Below are 24828 nucleotides of genomic sequence, written 5' to 3' on the forward strand. Positions count from 1 at the left end.
GGTCATGGCGCTGGGCCGCAGTTCCGGCTACAAGAGACGCCATCCGTAACCGTTCGAGGCCGGAATCACGTCGGTTTGGAGAGGATCGCGCCCATCGCGACGGCTCCCCGGCGGGTTCTTCGCCTGCTTGCCCCCTAAGGCTTCCGTCACCGTGCCCTTCCCCACCCTGCCGGCCCCGCTCGCCCGAGCGCTGACCGCGCGCGACTACGAAGACCCGACGCCCGTCCAGAGCGCCGTCATCGAGGCGGCCGCGCAAGGCCGCGACCTGCTCGTCTCGGCCCAGACCGGCTCGGGCAAGACCGTCGCGTACGGCCTCGCCTTCGCCGAGACCCTCCTGGGCGACGCCGAGCGATTCGGCCCCGCCGGCGCGCCGCTCGCCCTCGTCATCGCCCCGACGCGCGAGCTCGCGCTGCAGGTCGAGCGCGAATTGTCCTGGCTCTATGCGGAGACCGGCGCCCGCGTCATCTCCTGCGTCGGCGGCATGGACCCGCGCCGCGAGAGCCGCCAGCTCAACGACGGCGCCCACATCGTCGTCGGCACCCCGGGCCGCCTGCGCGACCACCTCGAGCGCCGCAACCTCGCCACCCAGGACCTGCGTGCCGTCGTCCTCGACGAGGCCGACGAGATGCTCGACCTCGGCTTCCGCGACGACCTGGAATTCATCCTGTCGGTGACCCCGAAGGAGCGGCGCACCCTGCTGTTCTCCGCGACCCTGCCGAAGGCGATCGCGACGCTGGCCGAGCGCTACCAGAACGACGCCCTGCGCATCGCCGTGAAGGGCCAGGAGCGCGGCCACGCCGACATCACCTACAAGGCCATCCGCGTTGTGCCGCGCGAGCTGGAGCACGTGGTGGTCAACACCCTGCGCTTCATGGATGCGCCGACGGCGATCATCTTCTGCAACACCCGCAACGCGGTGCGCCACCTCCAGGCGGTGCTCACCGAGCGCGGCTTCTCGGCCGTGGCGCTCTCGGGCGAACTCGGCCAGGGCGAGCGCAACGCCGCCCTCCAGGCGCTCCGGGACGGTCGGGCCAAGGTCTGCGTCGCCACCGACGTCGCCGCCCGCGGCATCGACCTGCCCACCGTCAGCCTCGTCATCCATGCCGACCTGCCGCACGATGCCGAGGTGCTGCAGCACCGCTCCGGCCGCACCGGCCGCGCCGGGCGCAAGGGCACCAGCCTCCTGCTGATTCCGGCCTCGAAGCGGCGCCGGGCCGAGCAGATGCTGATGATCGCCAAGGTCTCGTTCGAGTGGGCCGGCCCGCCCACCGCCGACGAGATCCGCCGCCTCGACGGCGAGCGCATGTGGCAGGACCCGATCTTCACCGAGGAGCCGGCCGAGGAAGATGTGGCCATGGCCGAGACCCTGATGGCGCAGCGCACGCCGCAGGAACTCGCCGCGGCCCTGGCGCGGATCTACCGCTCGCGCCTGCCCGCCCCCGAGGACGTCACCGATCCGGGTGCCGGCCCGGAGCGCAAGTCCCGCCCGGTCTACGATCCCGCCGACGCGGACCGCATCGACGCTCAGGGCCCGGCCGTGTGGTTCCGGCTCAACCTCGGCCGGCGCGACAACGCCGATCCGCGCCGCCTGCTGCCGATGCTGACCCGGCGCGGCAATATCGGCCGCCAGGAGATCGGCGCGATCCGCATCTTCGATCGCGAGACCAAGTTCGAGGTCCGGGGCGGCGCCGCCTCGCGCTTCGCCCAGACCTTCGCCAAGAACGGCTCGCCCGAGATCCAGGTGGAGCCGCTCCTCGACGACGAGCCGGCCCGCGAGGAGAAGGGACCGAAGGGCTTGAAGAGCCCGCGCGGCGCGCGTCACGAGCGCGAGATCGCCAAGAAGCCCCGCGCCAGCCGGGCACGCTGACCCGACGGGGCGCGCCCGCGGCCCGGGCGCGCCAACGCAACGGACAACGCCCGAAGCCGGGCATGCTCAAGCGATGAAGAGGGCCCAAAGCCGGGCATGCTTATGCGCTGAAGAACGCCCGAAGCCGGGCGCCCGCGCTAGAAGTGGTCGGGCAGGTTCCTCACCGCATTCCCGAGGGCCTCGACGCTCTCGGCGATCTTGCGCCCGGCCGGCGCCAGCGACGGCACCTTCACGCCCAGGAACTCGGTCTGCTCCGGCTCTGGCTCCGCCTGCGCGACCTGAGGCGCCGGCGCCGTCTCCGGCTTCGCCGGCTTGGCACTCGCGGCCTTGGCCACCACCGGCTTGGTCGCGACAGGTTTGGCAACGACAGGCTTGTCGACGGACGCCCTGGTTTCCGGCGTCTTGGCGACGGGATTGTGCTTCGGCCCCTCCGGCGCCAGGGCCGTGAAGGTGCCGTTCGTCGCCCGCGACCGGGTCGTCTCGCTGGGCAGCGGCGCGATCAGGGCAGCCGTACGGGTTGCCGGGACCAGCGAGGCGGGACGCGCCGGCGGCAGAACCGCGGCGTTCTCGATCGGCGGCAGGCGGGCCGGCTTCGTCGCGACCGGGGCCGCCGTCGGCTTCTCAACCGGCAGCGCCTCGGATGCCCGCTGCTCGGGCGGCCGTGCTTCGGCAAGCGTCGCGCCGGCAGGCTTCGATTCCCAGGACTTCGGCTCCAAGGACTTCGCCTGCAAGGACGTCGCATCCACGGGCTTCGCATCCGCGGGCTTCGCTTGCGACGGCTTGACCTCAGCGACCGGCGCCGTGGGTGGGGCGACCGCTGCCGGCAGGAGCGCCACCTTCGGAGGCGCGGCAGGCTGATCCGGCACGGCCGCGACGGGCTTCGGCTGCGCCGGCGCGAGGACCGGGACGCCATCGCGCAGGTCCGGCCACTCGGAGGCGTTGCGTCCGAGGCTTGCGGGCGTCGCGGACACGGTGGCGAGGGTCGGCCGGGCGAATTGCGGACCCGCGAGGCTGCCGAGGGTCGCGAAGGCGAAGGCGGTGAAGCCGGCGAGGCCCAGGAGGCCGGCCCCGGAGAGCAGCACCAGCCGGAGGTTCGCCCGGGACGGGCGCGGCGCCGGCGGGGCGGGGCGCCGGGTCTCGGAGGGGTCGATCGTTACGGACATCAGGGTCTCAGACATCTCGCACGCTTCAAGAGGTTCGGATTGACCGTTGCCGGTCGATCACGCGGCGCTGGTCGTGCACGACCGGCGCGGCGACGCCGGAGCGGCGACACCTGCGTGTAACGAAAGAGGCGCCGCAATGGGGCATGAAGATGTCCTTAACCCAATCCTTGAACAGGCTCGGATCAGGCGCGGCACGAATCTGAATAGAGCCAACAGGTTTAACGAGGGGTGTCTGTAGACGACTTGGCACTGTCCTGGTTCGCTGCTGCAGCGATCTGAACCTGAACGAGGCGCGAAACGGCGCGCGTCGCACGATTCGCCGCCAGCGGCGCGACGGTGTCCCCCGCGAGCAAGCGCGCCTTCAGGCGGACCAGCTCCGGGTCGCCCCAGCGGCTCAGGACCGCCTGGAAGGTCGCATGCGCCCCAGGATCGAAGGGGCGGGGTCGGCCCGCGCCGTCCCGGCAGGGATGCGGCGGCGTGAATTGCGCGACGGGCACCAGCCCGGACGGGATCGGGGCGGTGGCCGCGTGGGTGCGGCCGAGGCCCAGGATCTTCGGGTCGAGGAAGGCCCGCGGCCCATCCGAAGACGCCGGCGCACCGCCGAAGACCTCGATCCGGCCGAGGGGCGTGGTGACCACCACGTCGGCGGCGGTCATCAGGCCCCGGACCGCCTTGATCGTGTCGGCGACGGTCCGACCGGCCAGCACGGCGAGGTGCGCGAGCGTGTCCGGGTCTGCAGAGCGCAGGAGCAGGCGGCCCTGCGGCAGGTCGAGGCCGAGGTCGAACCACTTATCCCCAAGATTCTGCGCGCGTAGCGCCCCGTGGTCGCATCCGGCCGCGCGGATCGGCCCGGCCCCCGCCCGAGGGCAGCGTGCCCCGGGCAGGCACAGGGCGACGGCGTGGCTCCAGCCGCCGTTGAAGGCGGTCTCGTAGGCCACGGGAATCGACGCTGCCGGCTCGAGCGCGATCCCGCCGAACGCCGTGACGTGGCCGGGGCGGCCGTCCGCCGGAGCGGCGACGGACGGGTCGCGGCGGCGCCCGAAACGCGCGAGCGCACCGAAGCCCCCCATCGTCCAGGTGGTCTCCGGATCGGCCAGGGCTTCGGCCACCAAGCGCGAAACCGCCGCGGGACGCTGCCATCCGGCCTCGGGTTCGCTACACACGGGGCGACCACCGCGCATCGTTTCCCCGACGGGCCCCACCCAAGTCGCCATGCCTCACGACGCCGCCTCCGCTTCCCGCTCCCGGTGGGGCCTCATCGCCCGGACGGCCGGCGACCCGGCCCCGCGGGAGCGGATCGGCCGCTGGCCGCACTGGGCCTCGTGGTCGACCCGCACCCGGATGATCGTCCTCGTCCTCGCCATCGACATCCTGGCCGCCCTGGTCTCCTGCGCCCTGATCGTGCTGAACGCCCGCTCCGCCGTCGAGGTCGAGATGCAGGCGGCGATGACGAATGTCGAGCTTCTGGTCTCCGACACCATCGACCTCGCCCAGGCCGGCCCGCCCGCCGGCATCCTGCAGACCCTGACCCTGCGCATCCACGACCTGCGCCACGTCCGCGTCACCGTCCTCGACGCCGAAGGCAGGGTCGTGACGGGGGGCCTCGGCCGGGTCCGGCGCGAGCAGCACGCCGCGCCGGCCTGGTTCGCGGCGCTGATCGCCCCGGCGATCCGGGAGCACGACCTGCCCATCGTGGCCCAGGGACGGCGCATCGGCACGGCCCGCATCACCACGCAGCCCCGCGACGAGATCGACGAGGTCTGGGGCTACGCCCTGTCGCTGTCGCTCGCGAGCCTCTGTCTCAGCCTCGGCCTGCTCGGCGCCCTGACGGTGGCGTTCGGCCGGGTCCTGGCCCCCCTGACGCAGCTCTCCGAGGGCCTGATCCAACTCGAACAGCAGGACTACACCGCGCGCCTCGAACCGCCCGCCTCCCGGGAGCTCGCCGCCATCGCCGCCCGCTTCAACCGCGTGGCGCAGGCCCTGTCCGAGACCCGCGCTGCCAACGGGCGCCTGAACCGCCAGCTCCTCTCAGCCCAGGACGACGAGCGCCGGCGCACGGCCCTGGAGTTGCACGACGAGTTCGGCCCCTGCCTCTTCGCCCTGGAAGCCACCGCCGCCTCGGTGGTCCGCATGGCCGAGGCCGAAACGCCCCCCGACCGGGACCGCTTGAAGCAGCGTGCCCAGGACATCGCCAGCATCGTCGGCCAGGTCCAGACCCAGAACCGCGACCTCCTCAACCGCCTGCGCCCGCACGCCCTCGGGCAGGTGCCGCTGCCGGATTGCCTCGACCTGCTGCTGCGCGACTTCCGCCGACGCCATGCCGGCACGCGCTTCGCCGGCAGCTTCGACGGGCTGGCGCGGGGCTACGGCGACGTCACGGACCTCACCGTCTTCCGCTGCATCCAGGAGAGCATGACCAACGCGGTCCGCCATGGGCGCGCCTTGAACGTCACCGTCCGGGCCCGCGACGAGGCGGTCCCGGGAATGGCGGGCGGCCGGGCCCTGCACCTCACCATCCGCGACGACGGCAGCGGCATCGCCCCCGAGCACGGCCTCGGGCTCGGACTATCGGGGATGCGCGAGCGCGTGGAGGCCCTGGGCGGCACGTTCCGGCTTGACAATGCCCCGCCCGGCGCGGTTGTCCGGATCATGATTCCGCTCGATGATGAGCGGGACGCCGAAACGAGTCCGATTCTCAGCGCATGAACGCGATCGCCACTCCCCCCGAGGCCCCCACCCTCGTCATCGACGATCACCCGATCGTGCTTCAGGGATGCCGGCGGGTGCTCGAGGATGCGGGCATCGAGCGGATCCTCGAGGCCACCAGCGTGGTCGCGGCCTACCGTCACTTCCTGCGCGCCCGCCCCGCCACGGTGATCTGCGACCTGACCTTCCAGGGCAGCGGGCTCGCCGGCCTGGAGTTGATCCGCCGGATGCGGGCCGCCCAGCCGGGGGTGCGCGTCCTCGTGTTCAGCATGCACAACGATCCGGTCATCGTCTCGCGGGCCCTGGAGGCTGGCGCCCTGGGCTACGTGCTCAAGGACCACGCCTCGGGCGAGCTGTTCGAGGCCTTCGAGCGGGTCCGGTCCGGCCGCCCCTACCTCGATCCGCGCCTGGCCACCGAAGTGGCGATGCTGCGTACCGACCCGAAGCGCACGCCGGAGACCCAGCTGACGCCGCGCGAACTGCAGATCCTGCAGCGCCTGGCGCAGGGCAAGTCCTACGGCGCCATCGCGAGCGACCTGTCGGTCAGCTACAAGACCATCACCAATGCCTGCTCGATGATGCGCCAGAAGCTCGGCCTGCGCACCCTGGCGGAGTTGATCCACGTTGCGGTGACCCAGGCACAGCGCCAGGGCTGAGACGGGTCCCGCCCGGCAAGGGAGGGAACCCTCCCGGCAAGCCCACCCGGCGCCCGGGCGAAACGCTCAGCCAAGGCCGCCCATCGCGCGCACCACCGCCCACTCGGTCTCCGTCACCGGCTGAACCGACAGGCGCGAATTGTTGGCGAGCACCATGGCGGCGAGGCGCGGCTCGGCCTTGATCGCCTCCAGGGTGACGGGGCGGGGCAGCGCTTCCACGGCGCGCAGGTCGACCATGCCGAAGCGGCCAGTCGCGTCGGAATCATCCGGGTAATAGGGCCGGATCACCTCGACGATGCCGACCACGGCCTTGCCCTCGTTCGAGTGGTAGAAGAACCCGCGCTCGCCCACCTCCATGGTCATGAGGTGCTTCTTGGCGACGTGGTTGCGCACGCCGTTCCAGTGGGTTCCGGCGCCGCCGGCGGCGACCTGCTGCTCCCAGGACCAGGTTGAGGGCTCGGACTTGTAGAGCCAGTAGGCCATGCGCTTCTCCAGAGACGTCGGCTCCATAGCACCGGCCAAGCGTGGCCGTTAGGCCCCGCCCATCACAGTCGCCGAGCGTGGCCGTCAGGCCCCGCAAATTGCGATAACCAAGCGTGGCCTTCAGGCCCTGCAAATTCCAATAATCAAGCGTGGCCTTCAGGCCCCGCACATCCCATTCGCCGAGCGTGGCCGTCAGGCCCTGCGCAGCGCGGACGCCCAGTAGTCCAGGCTCGCGGCGTTGATCGGGGCACCGGCCCCCGCGTTTCGGGCGGTGACGAAGGCGTGGAACTCAGCCGCCGCCTCGGGCCCGAGGAGATCGGACAGGGCCGAGAGGATGCGGGTGATGCGCAGATGGTTGTGGTCGTGCGCGCGCAGCCAGCCGTCGGTCTCGGCATAGAAGCGGGTCATCCGCCCGAGGGCGGCCCGCACGCCCGAGAGGGCCGCCGGATCGTTGCGGATCGCCTCGGCCTCGGCGCGGCTCAGCACCGGCGCGCCCGGCACGGCGAGGCTCGCCTCGTGCAGGGGGAAGCACCATTGGACGAAGTCGTGCACGCCCTCGATATGGGCGTCGTCGAAGGCGAGGATGTCGGTCAGGCGGCGCCCGGCCCCATCGTCGCCGGTGCCGGCCAGGAAGGCGCGGACGGGGTGCTGGCTCACTCGGCTTCTCCCCGCAGGGGCCGCGCCAGCAATGCGGCGATGACGCCGTCGACGCTGGCGCCGCCCGAGACGATGGCGGCGACCGCCTCGGCCACCGGCATCTCGATGCCGCGGGCGCGGGCGAGGTCGACCAGGGCGGCGGCCGTGAAGGCACCCTCCGCGAGCTTGCCGCCGGCGGCCGCCTCGGGCGAGGCCCCGGCGCCGAGGCGCTCGCCGAAGGCGAAGTTGCGCGATTGCGGCGAGGAGGCGGTGAGCACCAGGTCGCCCAGGCCCGACAGGCCCATCAGCGTCTCCGGCCGGCCGCCATAGGCGCGGGCGAAACGCATCAATTCGGCGAAGGCCCGGGCGATCAGGGCGGCCCGGGCGCTATCACCGAGGCCGCGCCCGGCGACGATGCCCGACGCGATGGCCAGGACGTTCTTGCCCGCCCCACCGATCTCGACGCCGCGCACGTCGTCGGTGTGGTAGACCCGGAGGGTCGGGCCCGAGAGGGTGCCGGCCAAACGCGCGGCCAGGGCGGCATCCGCCGCCGCGAGCGTCACGGCGGTGGGCAGGTTGCGGGCGACGTCCGCGGCGAAGCTCGGGCCGGACAGGACCGCCACGGGGGCGGCGGCGCCCAGCTGCCCGGCCGCGACCTCGCTCATGAAGGCGTCGGTGCCGCGCTCGATACCCTTGGCGCAGAGCACGATGGCGGCGTCCCGGGCGAAGGCGGGTGCCAGCTCGGCCAGCACCCCGCGCAGGGTCTGGGCCGGCGTCACCATCAGCAGCGTCCCGGCCTCGGCGAGGTCGGCGGAGCCGGCGGTGACGGCGATGCGGCGGTGCAGGGGCACGCCGGGCAGGTAGCGCGCGTTCTCGCGGGCGTCCTGCAGGCGCGCCGCGGCCTCCGGGTCGCGCAGCCACAGAGTCACGTCGTGCCCGGCCGCGGCGGCCGCGTTGGCGAGGGCCGTGCCCCAGGCACCGCCCCCGACGACTCCGATCCGCCTCATGCGCTGGTCCCTCGCGATGTGAAGTGGTCCGCCCGCAGACGATATAGGAGATGCGGACGCAGCGGATGTCCCGGCGGCAGGGCCGGATGCGCGAAGCCGCCCTCCGGGCGCATGCCGAGGCGCTCCATCACCCGGCGCGACGGCGCGTTCGCCTCGGCCGTGAAGGCGACGACCGCGGTGAGGCCGCAGCGGCCGAACAGGTCGGCCAAGGCGAGGCGGGCGCCCCGCGTGGCGATCCCGCGGCCCCAGGCCGCGCGTGCCAGGCGCCAGCCGATCTCGACGGTCTCGCCCGGACGCTCGCCCCCCGGGAACGGCATGGGGCGCAGCAGACGCGCGCCGCCGATCATCCCGACGAACCCGTGTCCCTCCAGCGCGACGGCCCAGGGGCCGAAGCCGTCCGCCACGAAGCGCCGGGCGCAGGTCCGCGCTTCGGTCCGGCTCGCGGCCACGTCCTTGGTGGCGGGGAAGTGACGCATGACCTCCGGGTCGGCGTTGAGGGCGGCGAAACGGGCCTCGTCGCCCGCCTGCCAGGGCCGCAACAGGAGATCCCCGTCACGAAGGCCCTCCGGCGGCGGCACCGCCTCGGCCTGCCGCAGCTTGCCGCGCAGGGCCAGCGAGCGCCGGTTCAGCGCGAACAGGTCGGCCCGTCCCACGAGGACCGCCTCGCCGAGGTCGGTGGCGGCGCCGAGCTGGTCGAGGGTCAGGTTCGCCCAGGCGGGCGCCGGCACGCTCTCGCGCCAGGGCCCGCCGCAGGTGTTGTCGAGGAGGATGCGCGCGAAGCAATGGTCGCGGTGCACCGGCCAGTCCGGGCGGGCGGCCTCAGGCAGGCGCCGCTCGACGAGGTCGCGCCAGCGCAGCCGCGCGGCCTCAGGCAACCGCCTTCGGCTCCGCGAAGGGCCAGCGGGCCCGGGCCGGCGCGGTGAGGTCGTCGACGAGGCCGAGGCGCAGGCGCTCGATCCCGGCCCAGGCGATCATGGCGCCGTTGTCGCCGCACAGGGACAGGGGCGGCGCCACGAAGGCGAGGCCCGCCTCGCCGGCCTGGGTGGTCAGCGCCCGGCGGATCGCGCCATTGGCCGCGACCCCGCCGGCCGCCACCAGGGCGGTGGGATGGCCCGCGACGCTCGCGAAGTCGCGCATCGCCACCCGCAGGCGATCGACCACCACGTCGACCACCGCCGCCTGGAAACTGGCGCAGAGGTCGGCGACGTCGACGGAGGAGAGCGGCGCCAGCTTCTCGGCCTCGATCCGCAGGGCGGTCTTCAGGCCGGACAGGGAGAAATTCGCCTCGCGCCGGCCGAGCATCGGCCGCGGCAGGGCGAAGCGCTCCGGATCGCCGGTCTCGGCCAGGCGCTCGACCTCGGGGCCGCCCGGGTAGCCGAGGCCGAGGAGCTTGGCGACCTTGTCGAAGGCCTCGCCGATGGCGTCGTCGATGGTGGTGCCGAGGCGGACGTAATCACCCACGCCCTTCACCGCCACGAGCTGGGTGTGTCCGCCGGAGGCGAGCAGCAGCAGGTAGGGAAAGCCGATGCCGTCGGTGAGCCGCGCCGTCAGCGCGTGCGCCTCCAGGTGGTTCACGGCGATCAGCGGCTTGCGCGCCACCAGCGCCAGGGTCTTGGCCGTGACGAGGCCGATGAGGACCCCGCCGATCAGGCCGGGGCCGGCCGCCACCGCGATGCCGTCGACCTGGGCCAATCGCAGGCCGGCGCTGCCCAGCGCCCGGTCGATCAGCCGGTCGAGCACCTCCACATGGGCGCGGGCCGCGATCTCGGGGACGACGCCGCCATAGGCCGCGTGCTCGGCGATCTGGCTCAGCACCTCGTTGGAGAGGATGCGCCCGCGCCCGTTCTCGCCGGGGGCGACCACGGAGGCGGCGGTCTCGTCGCAGGTGGTTTCGATGCCGAGGACGTTCATGGACGGCGGATCATCTCGAAAGGGGCCTCGTCGGAGGCGTGCGGGGTATCCCGTGGATTGCGCGGCACCCTATCGTCCGCCTCCCCCGGCGGCAATGACGGGTTGCCAGGGGCGGCGAGACCGGCATGGATGGGGGCGGGGTTCTGGGAGCGCGAGGCGGAATGCGGATCTGGGTGGCGCGGCCGGAACCGGGGGCGGCGCGAACGGGCGCGCGCCTCGCCGCCCTGGGACACCGGCCCCTCGTCGCCCCGGTCCTGGCCGTCGAACCGACGGGGATCGGCCTGCCCGCGGAGGCCTTCGCCGGCCTCATCCTCACGAGCGCCAACGCGGCCTCCGCGCTGGCACCGGAGGATCGCGCGCGCCTGCGCACGATCGCCACCTTCGCGGTGGGCGCGCGGACCGCCGCCGTGGCCCGTGCTCTGGGCTTCGCGGACGTCCGCGCGGCGGAGGGCGACGCCCATGCCGTCGCCCGGCTGGTCCGGGAGTCCCTGCCCGAGGGGGCGCACCTCGTCCACGCGGCGGGGGCCGAGCGCAAGGCCGAACCCGCCGCTTCCCTGGTCGCGGCCGGATACCGCCTCACGGTGCGGGAACTCTATGCGGCCCAGGTGGTGGCGAGGCTGCCCGATACGGCGGCGGATGCCCTCGCGGCCGGCCGCCTGGACGGGGCGCTGCACTATTCCCGACGCAGTGCGCAGACGGCACACGATCTCGCCAACGCGGCCGGGCTCGGCGGAGCCTTCGGAGACCTGACGCATTACTGCTTGTCGGCCGATGTCGCCGTGCCCCTGGTCACCGCCGGGGTCGCGGTCCATTTCGTGCCCGACCGCCCCGCAGAGGACGCGCTCCTCGCGGGATTGCCGGCCCCCGGGCCAACAGGATTTCGATAAGGGCCTCGCTCCGGCGGCGGCCCTGGTGCTAGGACGAGCGCAAGAAGCTGCGCCGCCAGCCTCGACCCACCGGGCGCCGGATGCGCCGAACGGGCCGGGCGGCGGGAGACGGGAAGGGAGCCTTGAACCGTGAAACCACCCAACAGCGACGCCAACCGTCCGGGCTCTCCCACCGGCAACCGGCCGGCCGAGCCCGGCAAGCCCGGCACGCCGGGCGGCTCCGTTCCGCCGAAGGTCGAGGCCTCGACCAAGCCGGGTCAGCCCGGCAGCATTCCGGGGACACCCCCGAAGGGTGAGCCGGTCACGGAAGGGACGAAGACGGATGCCGTGAAGACGGAAGCCGCCAAGGCCGCGATCCTCACCCCCGACGCCGCGAAGGCGGACGGCGCCAAGTCCGACGGCGCCAAGTCCGACGCTGCCAAGTCCGACGCCGTGAAGCCCGATGCCTCCAAGCCGGACCTGACCCGGCCCGATCCGCTGGCCGTCGGCTCCGCGAAGACCGATGCGATCAAGGCCGACGCGCCGAAGCCGGACGGCCTCAAGCTCGATCCCTCGAAGCCCGACGCTTCGAAAAGCGATCCGTCGAAGCCCGACACCTCAAAGACCGAACCGTTCAAGGCCGAGACCGGAAAATCCGAGCCGCCCCGACCCGGCGGGTTCGCCGGAACGCAGCCCGGCGCGCGTCCGGGCCAGTCGGTGACCGACGGTCCGATCATCGACCTGAAGGCCAAGCGCATGCCGGATCCGGTGCCGCCGGCAAAGCCGGCCGGTGCTGCCGGTGCTGCCGGTGCTGCCGGTGCTGCCGGTGCTGCCGGTGCTGCCGCAGGGATGCCGGGCAAGCCGGCGGACGGCAAGACCGCGGACAGCAAGCTCTCAGATTCGAAGACCTCCGCGGAGCCTCCAAAGGCCGGTGGTCCGACGACGCCGCGCATCACCCCGGCCGCCGCGACCGCACCGGCCGCGTCCACCGGGGCCGGCTTCGGCTCCCTGGTCACCGCCGGCCTGCTCGGCGGCGTGGTGGGGGCCGGCCTCCTGTTCGGCGTGGCGCGCAGCGGCCTGATGGCGCCGGGCGAGGATGCGCGCATCACCGCCCTCGACCAGCGGATCGCCGCCCTCGCCCCGAAGGATGCGGTGGCAGGCCTGGACAAGCGGGTCGCAGCGAACGAGGCGGCGCTCAAGGCCGTTCCTGAGGCCGTGTCGGCGGCACGCCAGGCCCTCGAGAAGGCGAACGCGGCCCAGGGCGGTGCGCCGGCTCCGGTCGAGGGAGCGCCGACCGCGGCGGCAGCCCCGGCCGCCGTGCCGGCCGATCTCGTCGCCCGCCTCGACGCCCTGGACCAGCGCGTCTCGGCGCTGCAGGAAGAGCCGGGCCGCGACCAGGGCTCCGACGCCCGGATGGCGGTCACCCCATCCGCAGGACCGCAGCTCGCCGAGTTGCAGCAGCGCCTGAAGACCGTCGAGGGCAAGGTCGAGTCCGCACCCAAGCCCGCCGCGCAGCCCGACCTTGCTCCGAAGCTCGCCGCCCTCCAGGGCGACGTCGAGGCCAAGACCAAGGCCAATGCCGAGGCGGCCCAGGCGCTGAGCCAGAAGGTGGCCGCCCTCCAGCAGTCGCTGGACGCCCGCGTCCAGGCCGCCACCGAGGCGGTCCAGGCCGCGACCCAGGCGAGCGAGAAGGTCGCCGACGCGAACAAGATCCAGGCGGCCGAGACGGCCAAGGCGGTGGAGCGTCAGCTCCAGGCCCAGGCCGACAAGATCGCCGGCCTCGACAAGGCCGTCTCCGAGCGGGCCGAGACCGCGACCCTGCAGGCCGCCCTGCGCGTCGTGTCGGCCGATCGGATCGTGACCGCCCTGAACACCGGAGCCCCCTATGCGGACGCGCTCTCGGCCCTGCGCGGGCTGGAGCCGGGCGACCCGGCCCGCCTCACGGCGGTGGCGGCCTTCGCCGACAAGGGTGCGCCGACGGCCCGTTCGCTCGCGGCCGAGTTCCGTCCCATCGCCGAGAAGATCGCGGCGAAGCGCCGGGCCGCCCAGAGCAAGGCCGTGGCCGAGACCGGTGACATCGGCACCAAGCTGATGAGCATGGCCGAGTCGATCGTCCAGGTCCGGCGCGTCGACAGCCCGGCCGCCGGCGGCACCGGCGCCGCGCAGGCCCCCGACACCGCCCCGAAGGTGCAGGACGCCCTCGACCGCGGCGCGATCAAGGAGGCGGCCGAAGCCTTCGCGGCGCTGCCCGAGGCGGCACGGGCCGAAGCCGGCGATTTCGGCACTAAGCTGGCCTCGCGTGCCGCCGCCGGCGACGCCGCCCAGGGCCTGCTCGCCGATGCCTTCAAGGGCCTGCCCGCCACCGGCGCCTCCCGTTGAGCGTGCGGCCGCGCGCCCTGCCCTCGGGCGGACTGCGCGGCCACCCGGATTTCGCGCGGGAGCGCCGAACGCTCCCGCCCCCGACTCTCGGTGTCGCCGGACCGGCCGACGCCACTCCCAGGAGTTTCTGATCTCATGTGGCGCGCCCTCGCCTTCCTGGCCCTTCTCGCGGTTGCCGCCTATGGCGCGACCTGGGTCGCCGACCATCCCGGCACCGTCACCATCGTGTGGAACGGCTACGAGGTGGCCACCAGCCTGGCTATCGGGCTGATCGGCGTCCTGATCGCCGCCATCCTGATCGGCTTCATCTGGGCCATCGTGCGGGGCTTCATCACCCTGCCGGAGACGCTGGTGCGCGGCTCGCGCGACCGGCGCCGGGCCAAGGGCTTCTCGGCCCTGTCCCGCGGCATGGTCGCGGTGGGGTCGGGCGATCCCCTCGCCGCCCGCCGCCACGCCAACGATGCCGAGCGGCTGCTCGGCGCCGAGCCCCTGACCCTGCTCCTCAAGGCCCAGGCCGCCCAGATCTCCGGTGATCGCGAGGCTGCGGAGCAGGCCTTCCAGCGCATGGTCAACGACCCGGAGACCCGCGTGCTCGGCCTGCGCGGCCTGTTCGTCGAGGCCCGCCGCCGCGAGGACGATGCCTCCGCCCGTGCCTACGCCGCCGAGGCCGCCCGCCTCGCGCCCAGCGTCACCTGGGCCAACGAGGCCGTGCTCGAGGCGCAATGCGCTGACGGCGACTGGAGCGGCGCCAACGAGACCGTCGAGCGCCGTGCCTCCCTCGGCCTGATCGACAAGGCGACCGCCCGGCGCCAGCGCGCCGTCCTGCTCACCGCCGCCGCACAGGAGCGCGAGGCCGGCGAGCCGGAGGCCGCCACCGAGCGCGTCCTCAAGGCGGTCAAGCTCGCCCCCGACCTCGTCCCGGCCGCGGTGCTGGCCGCGCGCCTGATGGTGCGCCGGGGCGACCTGCGGAAGGGCGCCAAGATCATCGAGGCCGCCTGGCGCGCCGGGCCGCACCCGGACCTCGCCAAGACCTACCTGAACCTGCGCACCGGCGATTCCGTCCGCGACCGCATGGCCCGCGCCGAGACCCTGGCGAAGATCTCGTCCTGGCACCCGGAAGCACGCCTCGCCATGGCGCAGGCGGCCTACGAGGCCCGTGAGTTCGGCCAGGCCCGCGAGGCCCTGGCGCCGCTCCTGGCCGACCGGCCCACGGTCCGCGCCTGCCTGACCATGGCCCGCATTGAGGAGGCCGAGCACGGCTCCGGTTCGGGCCGGGCCCGCGAGTGGCTCTCCCGCGCCGCGCATGCCCCGCGCGATCCGCTCTGGATCGCCGACGGCATCGCGTCCGAGACCTGGGCGCCCGTCTCGCCGGTGAGTGGCCGCCTCGACGCCTTCGTCTGGAAGACCCCGACCGAGCTCATCGCCGGTCCCGAGGCGCCGGACGACACGGACGAGACGGCCCCGGAGGGCGCTCTCGCCGGTCCCATGACCGCCCCTGCGCCGGCCACCACCGCGATGCCGATGCCGCCGGCGCCATCGAAGGCGGATGGCGCAGCCGAGCCGAAGCCCACGACGGTGCTGTTCCCGTCCACCGCCAAGGAAACGGCACCGGTGGCCGCCGGAATGGCGGCCGCCGCCGCGCCGTCCGCTGCCGGCAGCACGTCTGCGGCCGCGGCCGCGGGGCCCCTCGTGGCCAAGTCGCCGACCCCCGTGGTGTTTCCGCCGCCGAAGGCCGGCGAGGGCACCCAGCCCCGCCGCGCCGGCTGATCGGCGAACGTCGCCCCGAGCCCGGTTGCGTCACCGGGCTCGGGGCCAGCATGGCGCATGCAGGGACGGTTCCGAGCCACCGTCCTTAAAGGTCGGTTCACGCAATTCCGCTAATCCTCCCGATCAGCGAGTTCTGCGTAACCGAAGTGCCATGTCCCCATCTTTCGACGATGCGCCGGACCTCTCCGGCCTGATCGAATTGTCGCGTCTCGACAACCTCGATCTGAAACCCGTCATCCTTCGGGTGCAGACGGATCTCTTTCTCTCGGCGGTGGTCCGGGACCGGAAGACGCTCGCGGCCTTCGCCTCCCTGGCCGGGGGATTGATCCCGATCGTCGATGCCGAGACCGCCGAGATCGTCGCCCGCAAGCTCGCGCCCTTCCCCGACACGCCGCCCGCCCTCCTGGCCGCCCTGGTGGAGCGCGGCGGCGGCGCCCGGGACGCCGTCATCGCCCACGCGCCGATCCTCACGCAGGCCATGATCCAGGCCGCCCTCGCCGGGGACGCCGAACTCGGCCCCGCCATCGCCACCCGGCACGACCTCAGCCGCGCCACCGTCCTGGACCTGATCGGCCGCGAGGATCCGGCCATCGACCGGGCGCTGGCCGCCAATCCGGCCGTGGCCCTCCAGGGCGAGATGCTGGCCCGCATCGTCGCCCGCGCCCGCAAGATTCCGGACCTCGCCCGGGCGCTCCTCGCCCGTCACGACCTCGCCCATGCCGACGTGGCGCCGCTGTTCCTGCTGGCGGACGAGGCCCGCCGCGAGGCGATCGGTCACGCGATGATGGCGACGGCGGCCCTGAGGCCGGCCCCGCCGGCGCCGCGCGAGGCCGGTGCCGTGCTCACCGGCTTCTCCGCCCGGGGCGACGTGGCCGGGTTCGTGGCCGCCCTCACCGAGCTGCTCGCCCTGCCCAAGGGCTTCCTCGCCACCACCCCCGACCCGTCGCTGCGCTACGAGCTGCTGACGGTCGCCCTGCGCGGCGCCGGGCTGCACGAGGAGGAGGCGGTCTACATCTACCTCACCCTGAACGAGACCGTGGCCCAGTCGGTCGACCGGGTGTTCAACCTGGTGAAGCTGTTCCGCACCCTGCCGCGCGTCGCCGCCCGCGACCTGCTGGCGGCGATCCTCGACTGGACCCCGCCCGAGCGGGCGGCTGGCACGGCGCACCAGCCCTACCACGCCCCGGACGCGCAGCGCCCCCGGGCGCAGGCCTCGGCCAGCGAGCGCCCGCCCCTGCGCACGCCCCTGCCGAGCCGGCAGCGCCAGGCGAACTGATTCGCCTTCGAACCGGCCGCGCGCGAAACGCCTGCGCGAATCCGCTTACTCGGCGAGGTCGAGGCGGTGGCGCCCGGCGCGGTCGTCGATCTCGACGATCCAGAGGTCGTCGTCGAAGCGCAGCTCCTTGCCGAGGCGCACCTCCACGTCGGCGGGCGTGGCCTCGCTGAGCAGGGCCACGAAGCGGCGGTCGCCGTCGGATTCGGTGTCCACGAGGGATTGCGGGGCCGGGCCGTAGAGATCGGCGCTGCCGTCGAGGCGATCGACCTTCACGAAGATCGCCCCCGCCTCGGGGGAGCCGCGGCGGCGCTGGACCGCGGCGATGCCCTCGATCCCGAGGCGGCGAAGATGGGCGGAGACCCAGAAATCCGAGCGCAGGCGTGCCATGCGCCGGTTTATAGCACGCCGCCCCGCCGGATCAGCCCCGTGAGGCGCCCGCGCGGGTGGCGAGCTCGCGGAAGGTCCGCGTCGAGGGCTCGCCCTTGACCGGCAGCTTGCGGTCCCGCTCGAACTTCTCGAGCGCCGCCCGGGTGCTCGCGCCCATCAGGCCGTCGGCCTTCAGCGGCCCGTAGCCGAGCTTGACCAGGGCGCGCTGCGCCTGGGCGACGGAGAGGCCCCCGAGGGTCGTCACCGAGGCGGTGGTCTCCGCACCGGCCGGCTCGCCGGACCGGATGATCTCGCCGATGCCGTCCCGCGGCGCGCGTGCCGCCTCGACCCGGGCCGGGTCCGGCTTCGATGCCTCGGGCTTTCCGGACGCCTCGGGCTTTCCCGACGCCTCAGGCTTGGCGGCCTCCAGCTTCGCGACCGCGGCGGCAGCCGGCTTCGGGGCCTCGGCGGCCCGGGCGAGCGCTGGCTTGGCGGGCAGCTTGGGGAAGATCGGCGCGGGATGGCGGCCCATCTGGTAGCCGAGCGCGTTCAGGCAGATCATCGACACGGCGCCGAGAACGACGGCGACTCCCAGGACCTCGCCGGGATGGCGCAGGATGGCGCGGCCCGCCCCTCCCGCCAGGGCCCCGAACCCCGCCAGGCTCCCGAACCCCGCCACGCCGCCGGGGGCCGGCCGACGCCGGGCGACGGGCCGGGCCTCGCGGCCGCGGGACGGAACGATGATCTCTCGCTGGTCGCGGCGTGCTTGCGGCTCGCGCATTCGATCTCCTCAGGACTGTTCGCACCGGCGTCCGGGCCCCGCGCGACGCGGGGTCCGGACCATCCGGTGCCGGCAGGATCGCGGCGCACTCATCCGGCGCGCCGCAGGGGAACGTAGCTCTCGCGGACCGGCTCGGGGCTCGATTCGAACAGGCCCATGGGCCGGCGCATCGGCACGGGTCCGTCGTTCACGGCGGCGACGAGGCTGCCGCCCGAGACCGGGAGGCGCAGGCGGGTGCGGATCGGGGCCGACGGGATGGCGCCGGTGCCGACCCGGCAGGCGCGCGGGAGGGTGACGATGATCGTGGTGCCCTCGCCCCGGGTGCTCTCGATGGTGATGGCGCCGCCATGCAGGCCGACGAGACCCTGCACCACGGAGAGGCCGAGGCCGGTGCCCTCGTGGGTGCGCTCGTAGCCGCCGGCGCACTGGTAGAACGGGCTGCCGACGCGGGGCAGGTCGGCCTCGCTGATGCCGATGCCGGTATCGGCGACGATGAGGTCGAGGTGCCGGCCCGAGCCGCGCAGGCCGACCTCGACCCGCCCGCCGCGCGGGGTGAACTTCACCGCGTTCGACAGGAGGTTGATGACCATCTGGCGGCAGGCGCGCATGTCGGCGGTGATCTCCACCGGCGTGACGCTGGCATCGCGCACCAGGGTGACGCCGGCTTGGTCGAACTTCAGCTGCATCAGGTTGCAGCAGGTCTGGATGAGGGCCGAGAGGTCGAACGGCTCCGGGGTGTAGTCGAAATGGCCGCTCTGGATCCGCGACATGTCGAGGAGCGTGTTGACGACTTCGAGGAGGTGCTGGCCGGAATTCCGGATGATGCCGGCATATTCCCGCGTGCGCTCGGGATCGGTCACCATCCCGCCCTCCCCCGAGAGCACCTCGGAGAAGCCGATGATGGCGTTGAGCGGCGTGCGCAGCTCGTGGCTGACATTGGCGAGGAAGCGGCTCTTCACCTCGTCCGCGCGCTCGGCCTCGGCGCGGGCCTGTTCCAGCTCCTCGGCGTGGCGGCGGTGCTCGGTCACGTCGCGGGTGACCGCGACGACGCTGGATTGCAGGCGGCCGGCCGTGACCGTCTCCGCCGCCTGACCGTCGATCCGATGGATGCGCATCTCGGCGAAGATCACCCGCGGCGCGGTCTCGCCGCGGGCCGAGGCGACGTCGAGGTGCAGGCGGAACTGGACCCGGGCCGGGCGGCCATGCGCGGCGACGTCGCTCAGGGCCTGCAGCAGCAGGGGGCGGTCGCCCACATGGACGCGCTCCAGCAGGCCGTGGCCCTGCAGGGAGGCCGGATCGGCGCCGAGGAAGCGGGTGGCCGAGGCGCTGGCCTCGAGGACGCGGCCGTTCGGGTCGTGCCAGGTCACGAGGTCGTCGATGGCCGAGAGCAGCATGCGGTCGCGGCGCTCGTTGTCGCGCAGGCGGGCGAGCCAGCGGCCCTCGTGGCGGAAATGCTCGAGGGCCTGGGCCGCGATGTGCCCGATCGCCGTGATGGCGAAGACCGGCATCGCCAGGGCGCGCGACCACTCGGGCAGCGGGGTGCCCTCGGCCAGCGGCGGCAGCAGGGCGACCGCGAGGGCCCCCAGGGCCGCGACGATGGCGGCCGCCAGGGTGGCGCGCCGGGAGCCCGAGACCACGGCCTCCAGGGGGATCGCCACCAGCCAGATCGCGGCGGCGGACTCGGCGCCGCCCGTCATCATGGCGAGGCAGACCACCACGCCGGTGAGGCCGGCCGAGGAGATGGCGTGGGCGAGCCAGAGGATGCCGGTGCGGGACAGGAGCACGGCGGCGAAGACGGGCAGCATCAGGCTGGCGATGGCCAGGGCCTCGACGCCGGTGGGCACCCCGCGCAGCACCAGGTAGGGCGGCAGGCCCAGCATCATCATCAGGCCGGTGGCGAGGCGCGAGACCAGGAAGCGCTCGTGCCGGAAGCGCACGCCGCCATCCTCTTTCACCGACTCATGGACGAGCCCCGCGAGGCGGACATCGATGAGGGAAGCCAGGGCACCGTAGATACGCAATACCGACACGCACAGCGCGGACACGGCCCGACGGCCACCCCCGACGCCCCTTGGCTCGACGAGAACTCGACTGAGGCCAACTTCGCAGAGCCGACTTAAGCGAGTCTTGCGCTAGACAGTCCGATTGTCTCCGCATGCTTTCCGGGACGTAACTGTCACCGGTCTGTCCGATAGACCTTTTCGGGGCACGACACGAAAAAGCCTAGAATGACACCGGGATAAGCTTGTGTTCACCATTCCGGCGCTTTGCCGGCGGTGCGTCAGGCCCTCTTTACCGCTCGCGCCCGACGGTGCTCGCGCCCCGGCCGGGGCGCGTCCGGGCCACAGACCCATGTCCTTTCTCATCCGTGCCGGTCTGGTCATCGGCGTCCTGTCCTGGCTGGCGCTTCAGCGCCAGGGCGAGCCCGCGCCCACGCCGCCGGCGGTGGCGGATGCGGCGGCGGAGGCCTGGGAGGCCCTGCCCGCGCCCGTGCGCGACGCCGCCCTGCGCGAGGGGGCCGCGGAGATCGGGCGGCGGGCCGGGCAGGCCCTCGCGGCCTTGCCCAGCGGTCGGCCCGCCTCCCGCGACACCCTGTTGGACAGTGACAGAAAAGTCCCGTGGCGGGGCGCGCAAACGCATGGCGATCGCGCTACGGTGGCGCAACGCGGGGAACGCGCGTCCCCGTAAGGGGGTAGTTGGTTCGCGACGCGGCGAGGGATCCAGCGGATGTTCGGCTTCGGGATGGAATACGAGGGCGCCGCCTTCTGGCTGCCCGTGGTCTGGGCGGGCCTGCTGGCGCTCGCGGTGGCGATGTACGTGGTCATCGACGGCTTCGACCTCGGGGTCGGCATCCTGTTCACGGCCGCGCGGAAGGGCAATTGGCGGGACCGGATGATGCTCTCGGTCGCGCCGATCTGGGACGGCAACGAGACCTGGCTGGTGCTCGGCGGCGGCGGCCTGTTCGCGGTGTTCAGCGTCGCCTACGCCATCCTGCTGCCGGCGCTGTACATCCCGATCATCCTGATGTTGATCGCGCTGATCTTCCGCGGGGTGGCCTTTGAATTCCGGTTCAAGGCCGACCGCTCGCAGTTCGTCTGGGACAATGCCTTCCACTACGGTTCGCTGCTGGCTACATTCGCGCAGGGCATGGTGCTCGGCGCCTTCGTCCAGGGCTTCAAGGTCGAGGGCCGCGGCTTCGCCGGCGGCACCATGGACTGGCTCACCCCCTTCAGCGTGCTCACCGGCATCGGCCTCGTCTGCGGCTACGGCCTCCTCGGGGCGACCTGGTGCGTGATGAAGACCTCGGGCGAGCTCGAGATCTGGGCCCGGCGCAAGAGCCTGCAATTCCTGGCCGCCACCATCGTGTCGATGGCGGTGGTGAGCGCCTGGGTGCCGTTCCTCGGCCTCGACATCCAGTGGCGCTGGATCGCCTGGCCGAACATCCTCTACGTGGCCCCCGTTCCCGTGGTGACGGCCCTCGTCGCCTGGGGCATTTTCCAGGGCATCCGCAACGGACGCCACGTGGCGCCCTTCCTGCTCACCGTCGCGCTGTTCCTGCTCGGCTTCCTCGGCCTCGCCATCAGCCTGTTCCCCTACATCGTGCCGCCGCACTACACGATCTGGCAGGCGGCCAACGCGGTGAGCGCCCTGCAATTCGCCCTCGTCGGCTATTCCGTGGTGATGCCGCTGACCCTGGCCTATACCGCCTACGCCTACTGGGTCTTCCGCGGGAAGGTGGCGGAAGACCTCGAATCCGGGGGCTACGGGCATTGAGCGGGGGCTCATCCGGGGCCAAGGGCCGCCGGCTGCTCTGGTTCGTCGCCTTCTACGCCGCGAGCCTCGTGACCTTCACGGCGCTGGTCTACTTCCTGCGCGCCATCGTGAAGGGGTGATGGGGGCCCGACGGCCCGTCTGCAGGGGCCCGTTCGCAGGGGGCCGTCTGCAGGGGCCCTTCGGCCGCAGCCGTTCCGCCCGCTCCGCTTCCCGGAGGCAGACCGGCGTTCCGAGGACCGCTCGGTGATCCGTCCCCGCTGCATGCAGGGACGGATCCGCGCGTCACGCCGCCCTCACCCCCAGAGCGCCGGCTCCGGCGGATGGATCAGGCTGCCCTCGAAGCGCAGGCCCGGCTCCCGGTCGCGGGCCAGGAGGAGCGGACCGTCGAGGTCGACGTAGTCGGCGTGGTGGGCGAGCAGCATGGCGGGCGCCATGGCCAGCGAGGTGCCGACCATGCAGCCGATCATCAGCGAGAAGCCCCGCGCCCGGGCCTCGTGGGCCAGCATCACCGCCTCGGTCAGGCCGCCGGCCTTGTCGAGCTTGATGTTGATGGCGTCGTAGCGCCGGCTGAGGGCATCGAGGCCGGCGCGATCGTGCAGGCTCTCGTCGGCGCAGATCGGGATCGGCCGGGCGATCTCGGCGAGGAGCGCGTCCTCGCCAGCGGGCAGCGGCTGCTCGATCAGGCCGACGCCGGCGGCGACGCAGGCCGCCAGGTTGGCCTCGATCGTCTCCGCGCGCCAGGCCTCGTTGGCGTCCACGATCAGGCGTGAATCGGGAGCGCCCCGCCGTACCGCGGCGATCCGCTCCGGGTCGCCCGTCCCGCCGAGCTTGACCTTGAGCAGGGGCCGGTGGGCGGCCTGGCGGGCCGCCGCCTCCATGCTCTCCGGGTCGCCGAGGCTCAGGGTGTAGGCGGTGGTGGCGACCTGCGGGGCCGACAGGCCGGCGATCTCGAAGGCCGGGCGCCCGAGTTGCTTCGCCTCGAGGTCGAACAGGGCGCAATCGAGGGCGTTGCGGGCGGCACCCGGCTTCATGCCGACCTGCAGGTCGGCCCGGGTCGCCCCCATGGCGATGGCCTCGGCATGGTCGCGGATCAGCGCGACGACGCTCTCCACGGTTTCGCCGTAGCGGGCATAGGGCACGCACTCGCCGCGCCCGATCCGGCCCTCCCCGTCCGTGACCGTGGCGACCACCACCACCGCCTCGGTGCGGCTGCCCCGCGCGATGGTGAAGGCCCCGGCGATCGGGAACGTCTCGACCGCGACGTCGAGGTGCCGGGTCACGCGCTCGCCCCCGTATGGGCCGGCGGAAACTCGGACACGATCCGATCGACGATGGCCTCGACGCCGAAGCGGACCGGGTCGGTCGCCGGGAGGTCGTGCTCGCGGGCGAGAGCGGCGAGCAGCGTGCGGGCCGCCCCCTCCTCCAGGTCCTGCGTGTTGACGGCGATGCCCACCGGGCGGATGTCCGGGTTGGTCAGGCGCCCGAGCTGGACGGTGAGGTCGATGACCTGCCGGATGCTGGGCAGCGGATGCTGGACGCCGCGCATGGTCGTGCGGGTCGGCTCGTGGCAGACCACGAAGGCATCGGCCTGCGCCCCGTGCAGCAGCCCGAGGCTGACGCCGGCGAAGGACGGGTGGAACAGCGAGCCCTGGCCCTCGAGCAGGTCCCAGTGCTCGGGCGCGGCCGCGGGGGCGATCCACTCGACGGCGCCGGAGATGAAGTCGGCCACCACCGCGTCGATGGCGACGCCGCGCCCCGAGATGAACACGCCGGTCTGGCCGGTGGCGCGGAAATCCGCGTCGAGGCCGCGCTCCCGCATGCCGCGCTCCAGGGCGAGCACGGTGTACTTCTTGCCCACCGAGCAGTCGGTGCCGACGCTGAGCAGGCGGCGGCCGGGCCGCCGGGTGCCCTTGCCGGTGGCGAAGGTCTCGGCGGTGTGCCGCACGTCGTGCAATTGCCGGCCGTGACGCTCGGCGGCCTCGGCGATCGCCGGCACCGCTCCCAGGCGGGCATGCAGGCCGCTGGCGATGTCGAGCCCGGCCTCCAGGGCCGCCACCACCTCGGCGACCCAGTGCTCGGGGAGGATGCCGCCCGCGTTGGCGACGCCGATTACCAGGGTGCGGCAGCCCTGCGCCACGGCCTCCGCCAGGGTGAGGTCCGGGATCCCGAGGTCGGCGGCGCAGCCGGGCAGGCGCAGCTGGCCGACGCACCACTCGGGGCGCCAGTCCTTGATGCCGTAGGCGGTCTTGGCGGCCAGGCGGTCGGGCACGTCGCCGAGGAACATCAGGTAGGGCGTTTCGATCTGCATCGCGTCACTCATCGGCCGAGGATGAACACCTCGTCTCCTCCTATGCGCGATGATCACGGCGCTGCCAAATCGTGCATTCGACGGGCCTTCGCCGGCAGAACGGGCTTGCGGGCGGGCGCGATGTCGGGTGTGGTCCTGGGCGCTAAGAGACGGATAAGACTCCGCGAAGAGGAAACGTTGCGCGCATGAAGATGTACGGCAATTGGCGCTCGGCCGCAGCGTTCCGGGTGCGGGTGGCCCTCAACCTCAAGGGCATCGCCTACGAGGAGATCTTCCTCGACCTCGATGCCGGCGAGCAGTTCAAGCCCGACTTCCTCGCGATCAATCCGCAGGGGGCGGTGCCGGCGTTCTTCGACGGCGACGGCCCGCCGCTGATCCAGTCCCTGGCCATCCTCGACTATCTCGAGGACATCCATCCGGCCGCGCCGCTGCTGCCCGGCGAGCCGCGGGCGCGGGCCCGCGCCCGCTCCCTGGCCCAGGTCGTCGCCTGCGACACCCATCCGCTCTACGTGCCGCGGGTGCGCAACTTCCTGATGGAGACCTACGACCTGCCGCGCGAGCGGATGCTCGACTTCGTGCGCCACTGGATGGCGACCGGGCTGAAGACCCTGGAGACGCGCCTGACCCGGGAGCCCGGCACCGGCCGCTACGCCCAGGGCGACGCGGTAAGCCACGCCGATCTCTGCCTCGTCAGCCTGTGGGTCGGCACCGGCATCTTCGGCGTCGACACGGCGCCCTTCCCCACGGTGCGCCGGATCGCCGAGGACTGCCTCGCCCAGGACGCCTTCGCCCGGGCCCATCCCCTGCGTCAGCCGGGCGCGCCGATGTGATGGGAATGGCGGTCGATTTACAATCCTTCTAAGCTGACCACCGGGATGACGA

The 24828-nt window shown here is 73.2% G+C and carries 23 protein-coding genes; 11 read left to right on the forward strand and 12 right to left on the reverse strand.

Features of this window, described 5'->3' with window-relative positions; genetic code table 11:
- Positions 1 to 151: 151 nt before the first annotated feature.
- Positions 152 to 1867 carry a DEAD/DEAH box helicase gene (locus CRT23_RS03875; RefSeq protein WP_055955471.1) on the forward strand — a complete coding sequence of 572 codons (1716 nt, stop codon included), beginning with the start codon at positions 152 to 154 and terminating at the stop codon, positions 1865 to 1867.
- 137 nt (positions 1868 to 2004) lie between these two features.
- Here CRT23_RS03875 and CRT23_RS03880 read toward each other — a convergent pair whose 3' ends face one another.
- Both CRT23_RS03880 and CRT23_RS03885 read right to left on the reverse strand, forming a co-directional pair.
- Positions 2005 to 3030: a hypothetical protein gene (locus CRT23_RS03880; RefSeq protein WP_181017245.1), complete on the reverse strand. Its 1026-nt coding sequence runs from the start codon at positions 3028 to 3030 to the stop codon at positions 2005 to 2007.
- 218 nt (positions 3031 to 3248) lie between these two features.
- Positions 3249 to 4193, reverse strand: a complete 945-nt coding sequence (locus tag CRT23_RS03885) for a hypothetical protein (protein ID WP_181017246.1) — start codon at positions 4191 to 4193, stop codon at positions 3249 to 3251.
- A gap of 49 nt (positions 4194 to 4242) precedes the next feature.
- Here CRT23_RS03885 and CRT23_RS03890 point away from each other — a divergent pair, with 49 nt between their 5' ends.
- Complete coding sequence (locus tag CRT23_RS03890; RefSeq protein ID WP_103708680.1) at positions 4243 to 5736, forward strand: ATP-binding protein; 1494 nt, start codon at positions 4243 to 4245, stop codon at positions 5734 to 5736.
- Complete coding sequence (locus CRT23_RS03895) at positions 5733 to 6392, forward strand: response regulator transcription factor (RefSeq protein WP_103708681.1); 660 nt, start codon at positions 5733 to 5735, stop codon at positions 6390 to 6392. Before CRT23_RS03890 ends, CRT23_RS03895 begins: the two co-directional genes overlap by 4 nt.
- Positions 6393 to 6458: 66 nt before the next feature.
- Here CRT23_RS03895 and CRT23_RS03900 read toward each other — a convergent pair whose 3' ends face one another.
- The 5 genes from CRT23_RS03900 to tsaD form a co-directional block, all read right to left on the reverse strand.
- Entirely contained in the window at positions 6459 to 6875 is a 417-nt protein-coding gene (locus tag CRT23_RS03900; RefSeq protein ID WP_103708682.1) for an EVE domain-containing protein, read from the reverse strand.
- Between the two features lie 192 nt (positions 6876 to 7067).
- Positions 7068 to 7532 (reverse strand): opioid growth factor receptor-related protein, encoded by a 465-nt coding sequence (locus CRT23_RS03905; RefSeq protein WP_103708683.1) that lies wholly within the window; start codon positions 7530 to 7532, stop codon positions 7068 to 7070.
- Positions 7529 to 8518: an NAD(P)H-dependent glycerol-3-phosphate dehydrogenase gene (locus CRT23_RS03910; protein ID WP_103708684.1), complete on the reverse strand. Its 990-nt coding sequence runs from the start codon at positions 8516 to 8518 to the stop codon at positions 7529 to 7531. The genes CRT23_RS03905 and CRT23_RS03910 overlap by 4 nt, the downstream gene beginning before the upstream one ends.
- Positions 8515 to 9393, reverse strand: a complete 879-nt coding sequence (locus CRT23_RS03915) for a GNAT family N-acetyltransferase (protein WP_103708685.1) — start codon at positions 9391 to 9393, stop codon at positions 8515 to 8517. Before CRT23_RS03915 ends, CRT23_RS03910 begins: the two co-directional genes overlap by 4 nt.
- Positions 9386 to 10429 (reverse strand): tRNA (adenosine(37)-N6)-threonylcarbamoyltransferase complex transferase subunit TsaD, encoded by a 1044-nt coding sequence (gene tsaD / locus CRT23_RS03920; protein ID WP_055955126.1) that lies wholly within the window; start codon positions 10427 to 10429, stop codon positions 9386 to 9388. Before tsaD ends, CRT23_RS03915 begins: the two co-directional genes overlap by 8 nt.
- A gap of 161 nt (positions 10430 to 10590) precedes the next feature.
- Between tsaD and CRT23_RS03925 the strand changes: the two genes are divergently transcribed.
- From CRT23_RS03925 to CRT23_RS03940, 4 genes are all read left to right on the forward strand, one after another.
- Positions 10591 to 11316, forward strand: a complete 726-nt coding sequence (locus CRT23_RS03925) for a uroporphyrinogen-III synthase (RefSeq protein WP_103708686.1) — start codon at positions 10591 to 10593, stop codon at positions 11314 to 11316.
- Between the two features lie 129 nt (positions 11317 to 11445).
- A complete protein-coding gene (locus CRT23_RS27685) occupies positions 11446 to 13674 on the forward strand; it encodes a translation initiation factor 2 (RefSeq protein ID WP_181017247.1) in 2229 nt (742 codons plus the stop codon).
- Between the two features lie 135 nt (positions 13675 to 13809).
- Positions 13810 to 15441, forward strand: coding sequence for a heme biosynthesis HemY N-terminal domain-containing protein (locus tag CRT23_RS03935; RefSeq protein WP_103708687.1), 1632 nt, complete (start codon positions 13810 to 13812; stop codon positions 15439 to 15441).
- 151 nt (positions 15442 to 15592) lie between these two features.
- Positions 15593 to 16717 carry a DUF2336 domain-containing protein gene (locus CRT23_RS03940; RefSeq protein ID WP_103708688.1) on the forward strand — a complete coding sequence of 375 codons (1125 nt, stop codon included), beginning with the start codon at positions 15593 to 15595 and terminating at the stop codon, positions 16715 to 16717.
- 45 nt (positions 16718 to 16762) lie between these two features.
- On the opposite strand, the gene CRT23_RS03945 is transcribed toward CRT23_RS03940, so the two are convergent.
- The 3 genes from CRT23_RS03945 to CRT23_RS03955 form a co-directional block, all read right to left on the reverse strand.
- Positions 16763 to 17104: a DUF1491 family protein gene (locus CRT23_RS03945; RefSeq protein ID WP_103708689.1), complete on the reverse strand. Its 342-nt coding sequence runs from the start codon at positions 17102 to 17104 to the stop codon at positions 16763 to 16765.
- 31 nt (positions 17105 to 17135) lie between these two features.
- Positions 17136 to 17864, reverse strand: a complete 729-nt coding sequence (locus CRT23_RS03950; RefSeq protein ID WP_103708690.1) for a peptidoglycan-binding domain-containing protein — start codon at positions 17862 to 17864, stop codon at positions 17136 to 17138.
- A gap of 89 nt (positions 17865 to 17953) precedes the next feature.
- A complete protein-coding gene (locus CRT23_RS03955; RefSeq protein ID WP_103708774.1) occupies positions 17954 to 19894 on the reverse strand; it encodes a PAS domain-containing sensor histidine kinase in 1941 nt (646 codons plus the stop codon).
- Between the two features lie 322 nt (positions 19895 to 20216).
- Between CRT23_RS03955 and CRT23_RS03960 the strand changes: the two genes are divergently transcribed.
- The 3 genes from CRT23_RS03960 to CRT23_RS29560 are packed head-to-tail and all read left to right on the forward strand — an operon-like array spanning position 20217 to position 21757.
- Positions 20217 to 20552 carry a hypothetical protein gene (locus CRT23_RS03960; protein WP_103708691.1) on the forward strand — a complete coding sequence of 112 codons (336 nt, stop codon included), beginning with the start codon at positions 20217 to 20219 and terminating at the stop codon, positions 20550 to 20552.
- 39 nt (positions 20553 to 20591) lie between these two features.
- Positions 20592 to 21638, forward strand: coding sequence for a cytochrome d ubiquinol oxidase subunit II (gene cydB / locus CRT23_RS03965; RefSeq protein ID WP_055955150.1), 1047 nt, complete (start codon positions 20592 to 20594; stop codon positions 21636 to 21638).
- On the forward strand, positions 21635 to 21757 hold the full coding sequence (locus tag CRT23_RS29560) for a hypothetical protein (RefSeq protein WP_280137553.1): 123 nt from the start codon (positions 21635 to 21637) through the stop codon (positions 21755 to 21757). The genes cydB and CRT23_RS29560 overlap by 4 nt, the downstream gene beginning before the upstream one ends.
- A 174-nt stretch (positions 21758 to 21931) precedes the next feature.
- On the opposite strand, the gene dgcA is transcribed toward CRT23_RS29560, so the two are convergent.
- A complete protein-coding gene (dgcA, locus tag CRT23_RS03970) occupies positions 21932 to 22918 on the reverse strand; it encodes an N-acetyl-D-Glu racemase DgcA (RefSeq protein WP_103708692.1) in 987 nt (328 codons plus the stop codon).
- Positions 22915 to 23946 carry an N-acetyltransferase DgcN gene (dgcN, locus tag CRT23_RS03975; protein WP_103708693.1) on the reverse strand — a complete coding sequence of 344 codons (1032 nt, stop codon included), beginning with the start codon at positions 23944 to 23946 and terminating at the stop codon, positions 22915 to 22917. The genes dgcA and dgcN overlap by 4 nt, the downstream gene beginning before the upstream one ends.
- Positions 23947 to 24131: 185 nt before the next feature.
- On the opposite strand from dgcN, the gene maiA reads away from it, so the two are divergent.
- Positions 24132 to 24776, forward strand: coding sequence for a maleylacetoacetate isomerase (maiA, locus tag CRT23_RS03980; RefSeq protein ID WP_103708694.1), 645 nt, complete (start codon positions 24132 to 24134; stop codon positions 24774 to 24776).
- Positions 24777 to 24828 lie beyond the last annotated feature (52 nt).

This window comes from Methylobacterium sp. V23 (genome assembly GCF_002917135.1).
GTDB lineage: Bacteria > Pseudomonadota > Alphaproteobacteria > Rhizobiales > Beijerinckiaceae > Methylobacterium.